The organism is Mesorhizobium sp. M1406, assembly GCF_040317555.1.
Classification (GTDB): domain Bacteria; phylum Pseudomonadota; class Alphaproteobacteria; order Rhizobiales; family Rhizobiaceae; genus Mesorhizobium.
Genome location: NZ_JAMYKW010000136.1, coordinates 1 through 4,097 on the forward strand (window position 1 = coordinate 1; position 4,097 = coordinate 4,097).

General features: G+C 60.2%; 3 protein-coding genes and 4 pseudogenes. 3 read left to right on the forward strand and 4 right to left on the reverse strand.

Features of this window, described 5'->3' with window-relative positions:
• On the forward strand, nucleotides 1-303 hold a 303-nt coding region (locus NKH03_RS34380; RefSeq protein ID WP_352973282.1), incomplete at its 5' end, for a transposase.
• Between the two features lie 52 nt (nucleotides 304-355).
• Here NKH03_RS34380 and NKH03_RS34385 read toward each other — a convergent pair.
• Both NKH03_RS34385 and NKH03_RS34390 read right to left on the reverse strand, forming a co-directional pair.
• Nucleotides 356-541: pseudogene (locus NKH03_RS34385) on the reverse strand (DDE-type integrase/transposase/recombinase); the annotation flags it as partial.
• 63 nt (nucleotides 542-604) lie between these two features.
• Nucleotides 605-910: a hypothetical protein gene (locus NKH03_RS34390; protein WP_352973284.1), complete on the reverse strand. Its 306-nt coding sequence runs from the start codon at nucleotides 908-910 to the stop codon at nucleotides 605-607.
• 226 nt (nucleotides 911-1,136) lie between these two features.
• On the opposite strand from NKH03_RS34390, the pseudogene NKH03_RS34395 reads away from it, so the two are divergent.
• Together NKH03_RS34395 and NKH03_RS34400 are read left to right on the forward strand one after the other, a co-directional pair.
• Nucleotides 1,137-1,283, forward strand: a pseudogene (locus NKH03_RS34395) (IS6 family transposase); the annotation flags it as partial.
• A gap of 399 nt (nucleotides 1,284-1,682) precedes the next feature.
• Nucleotides 1,683-2,813 (forward strand): patatin-like phospholipase family protein, encoded by a 1,131-nt coding sequence (locus NKH03_RS34400; RefSeq protein WP_352973286.1) that lies wholly within the window; start codon nucleotides 1,683-1,685, stop codon nucleotides 2,811-2,813.
• A 209-nt stretch (nucleotides 2,814-3,022) separates the two neighbouring features.
• Here the strand turns inward: NKH03_RS34400 and NKH03_RS34405 are convergent.
• Nucleotides 3,023-3,184: pseudogene (locus NKH03_RS34405) on the reverse strand (IS6 family transposase); the annotation flags it as partial.
• 55 nt (nucleotides 3,185-3,239) lie between these two features.
• Nucleotides 3,240-3,869: pseudogene (locus NKH03_RS34410) on the reverse strand (IS6 family transposase).
• Nucleotides 3,870-4,097: the final 228 nt, after the last annotated feature.

Genomic DNA, 4,097 nt, shown 5'->3' on the forward strand with positions numbered 1-4,097 from the left:
CCCGCCATAGGTCAGAGCTGGCGGCGCGCCTGGGCCGAGGTCATCCCGTTCTTCGCTTTCCCAGACGAGGTTCGCAGGATCGTCTACACCACCAACGCGATCGAGGCTCTGAACTCCAAGCTCAGGCGCGCCGTCCGGGCCAGGGGGCATTTCCCAAGCGACGATGCCGCAACCAAGCTACTCTATTTGATCTTGAACCGATCTGAGAAAGAGTGGAAAATGCCGCCACGTGAATGGGCCATGGCCAAGGCGCAGTTCGCCGTCATCTTCGGTGAGCGCTTCATCAAAGCCATGGCGGCGTGATGTTCAACCGCCCGCCCGCACACGAAATTCCTGACAGTCCCCTGAACTGAACGACCGTATCGCCCACGCTGTCGACGGCGCGGTAGAGATACATCCAGCGACCGCGCACCCGGACATAAGTTTCATCGACGTGCCACTTGCCGGTGACCGGACGTTTTCTCCGGTTGAAGCGTTCAAGCAGCAGAGGCGAAAAATGCACGACCCAGCAGTGGACAGTGGAATGGTCGACGTGAATGCCGAACATCAAGCCTTTCGAATGTGCGGAACTCGGCAAGCTCGATCCCGGTCAGGTACACATTCGTCATCGGCCAGTCTCCCTCGTGCGTACCAGGCGCTCGACCATCGTATCCATATCCTCGCCAGCCTCGACGATATCAATCCAGTCCGGCGCAATATCTTCCGGCAGCCCCGCCTCGATCAGCAGCTTCGCGGCAAGACCCTGATTATAGTCGAGCTGGGCGTCCTGCCGTTCCGCGACATCGTCCCACGGCGCCGCAAGGAAGGTCCGAGCACGGAATTCGTCATAGGATTGGTCGAGGCGTCTGGGATTGGGAAGCCAGATCACCTTTCGGCACCCCGTCTCCTCTCGCTCGGCGATGTCGATCACGTAACGCCAGTCCCGTATCGAGGGCGGCATCGACCGCACATACCGAGATGTGCGCGTTTATGATTTCCGCGCGCAGCATGTAGGATCGCGCGATCACCATTTGGCTGTGGAAGCAGCCGCAGCGTTTTTCCCGCATTTCCGCCTTTGTCCCCAGCGTCACGGGCGCCACAATCGCCGGGTACGCGCCAAGCCGGATCCCGTAAGCAATCGGTGGCAGCGGCACGCCAAGCTTCAGCGGTTCGTGTCCATCCATGATTCGATTGCCAACCTGTTCCACTTTCCCCGCAATATGCTGTCATCTGCTCAACATCGAGACCTGCGTAACGCCGCCATGCAAATCTGGAACAAAATCGCGTGTGTCGTCGCAGCGTGACAGCCGTCCCGGCCAGCTATTGCTGCATGAGCCGCTGATAACGTTACAGTGCCGCCACACCGCATGGGCGATGATCTCAGCCGGAAAGCGGTGGCGGCGGTAGAGCGGATCACAAACCTTCAACATGATCGTCCGATCGCAGATATCCGTCACCCATCAGTTAACAGTGCCATCGGGCCGGTGCCGGACCTTTGTCGCCCAGGCTCCACCCTTTCCAAAAGAGACAGCCTCTCCGCTTCGAACGGAGGGGCTTTCTTCATGGCCGAAATTTTGATCACACGACCGTGTTCGTGTTCTTGCCTTGGTCCGCCCTTATATCTGCACTGCAACATAGGTCGGCGATGGCTGCTTCCTTCCGTGACGTTGGGCAGGCTGGCGCATCAGGATGATAGGAACGCCATGACGAAAAACGGCAAGGCGGAGGAGACGAAGAAGATCAACGTCGCACTTCAGGGCGGCGGCTCGCACGGCGCCTTTTCCTGGGGTGTGCTCGACCGGCTGCTGGAGGACGGCAGGCTGGAGATATCGGCAGTGTCCGGCACCAGCGCCGGTGCCATGAACGCGGTGGCGCTGGCCGACGGTTTTGTCCGCGGTGGTGTCGAAGGCGCGCGGCAAAAACTCGACGATTTCTGGCGCGCCGTGGCGGCCAAAGGCCGGTTCAGCCCGGTGCAGCGCATGCCGTGGGATGTCGCCTGGGGCAACTGGTCGATCGAGAACACGCCCGGCTATGTCTTCTTCGACACCATGTCACGGGTATTTTCGCCCTATGTCGCCAACCCGCTCGGCCTCAACCCGCTGCGCGACGTGGTCGAGCAGGAGATCGATTTCGCCAATGTCCGTACCTGCAAGTCGATGGAGCTGTTCATCTCTGCGACCAATGTCGAAACCGGACAGTTGCGCGTCTTTTCCGACGGCGAGATCGATCTCGACACGGTGATGGCGTCGGCCTGCTTGCCGCAACTGTTCCGCGCCGTCGAGATCAAGGGCGTGCCCTATTGGGATGGCGGCTATGGCGGCAATCCGGCGCTTTATCCGTTCTTCAAGACGGCGGCGACCGAGGACGTGCTTCTGGTGCAGATCAATCCCGTGGTTAGAGAAGGAACGCCAAGGAGCGCCAACGAGATCCAGAACCGCATCGACGAGATCACCTTCAACGCCGGATTGCTGCGCGAATTCCGTTCGATCGCCTTCGTCAAGGAGTTGATCGCCGCCGGCCGTCTGCCACATGGCGAATACCGCGATATCCGCATGCACCGCATCGATGCCGACGAAGCGTTCAAGGACCTGTCGGCGTCATCGAAGGTCAACGCCGAATGGGCGTTCCTGACCTACCTGCGTGATCTCGGCCGCACCGCAGCCAGCGACTGGCTGGAAGAGAACTACGACGCCGTAGGCAAGCGTCCGACGCTCGATCTCTCCGGGGAACTCGATGACGGCTTCAAGCCGGTGCGCGGTCCGGCACCCGGCCGGCGGGTGAAGGAATTTCTCGCTGTGCGCCAGAATCCCGAGGTGGTTCGCCGTCGGGCCTGAGCTCGCCATGTGCCGAAGAGGCCGATAGCCGATCCGCGTCAGGCGCTGCCGGCAACCAGCGCGTGTGAGGAGCGCATCATCATGCTGACGCCTGCTGCCACATCGTGCCAGCGATACCGCGCGTGATCGCACGGTATTGCTGAAGACCGTCGAGCGGGCACCGTAAAGTTATTGGACAGTGGATCCCAGTTGATGTGCCTTGTCGGATGTCAGGCGGCGGCGAGATGTGCAATTTCGCGCCAGGTTGCCGTGGCGGCACTGCGAAGATCGCGATGGTCGCAGGATGAGAGGGCGTGGCGGGGAAAGTGAAACAGGTTGGCAATCGGATCGTGGATGGACGCGAAACGCTGCAGCTGGCGTGCTGATTTGAAGGGTGCTGTCACGTTGTTTGAAGAAGGGGCGCATGAGACCCTCGGTACCCGCTGCTCAGGCAAGCCGCGGGCTTGCGGCGTTCCATTCGGCGATGGCCTGAAGGCGATGTTTTCGGATCTGGGAAGCGGAGCGGTTGATGGCGGAGAAGATGGAGACGAAGTGCTGCAATGACCCGATCGACCGGAAACCCTGGCATACACGTTCTCGTTTGCGCAACGGGAGGTGAGAATTCTCCGCCCGGTTATTCAGGCCTTTGTGCGACCGATGCTCGACATTTGGCATGAGCTGTCGTCATGCTGCACTGTAAGACCGCAGCTTGTCCGTGATCATGCGCTTGGGCGCCATGCCCTGCCTCTTCAGCAGTCGGATCAGCAAGCGCTTGGCAGCCTTGGTATTGCGGCGGGTCTGGACGATTTCATCGAGCACGTAACCTTCCTGATCGACGGCACGCCACAGCCAGTGTTTCTTGCCGGCAATGGTGATCATCACCTCGTCGAGGTGCCAGACTTCATTTGAAGAAGGCGGCTTGCGGTGAATGCGCGGGCGTAATCGGGGCCGTGCTTTCGGCCCCATCGGCGGATCGTCTCGTAGGAAACCACGATGCCGCGCGCTCCAGCAGCAATTCCTCGACGTGGCGCAGGCTCAACGGGAACCGGAATAAAGCCAGACGGCGCGGGCGATGATCTCCGGCGGAAAGCGATGGTTCTTGTAACGAGCGGCAGCGTCAGAGGATGTGTTGCAACGTTTTTGTTACTCGCGAGTGGCAAGGGATCCTTCAACCATTTCGGAGGATTGCGATGTTCAAAGGCCGCCAGTTCGACCAATCTGTGATCCTGCTTTGCGTGCGCTGGTACCTGGCCTCACATGGGCTTCTTGGGGTCAAGGATTAAATTCAGCAACGCATGAGCAGAA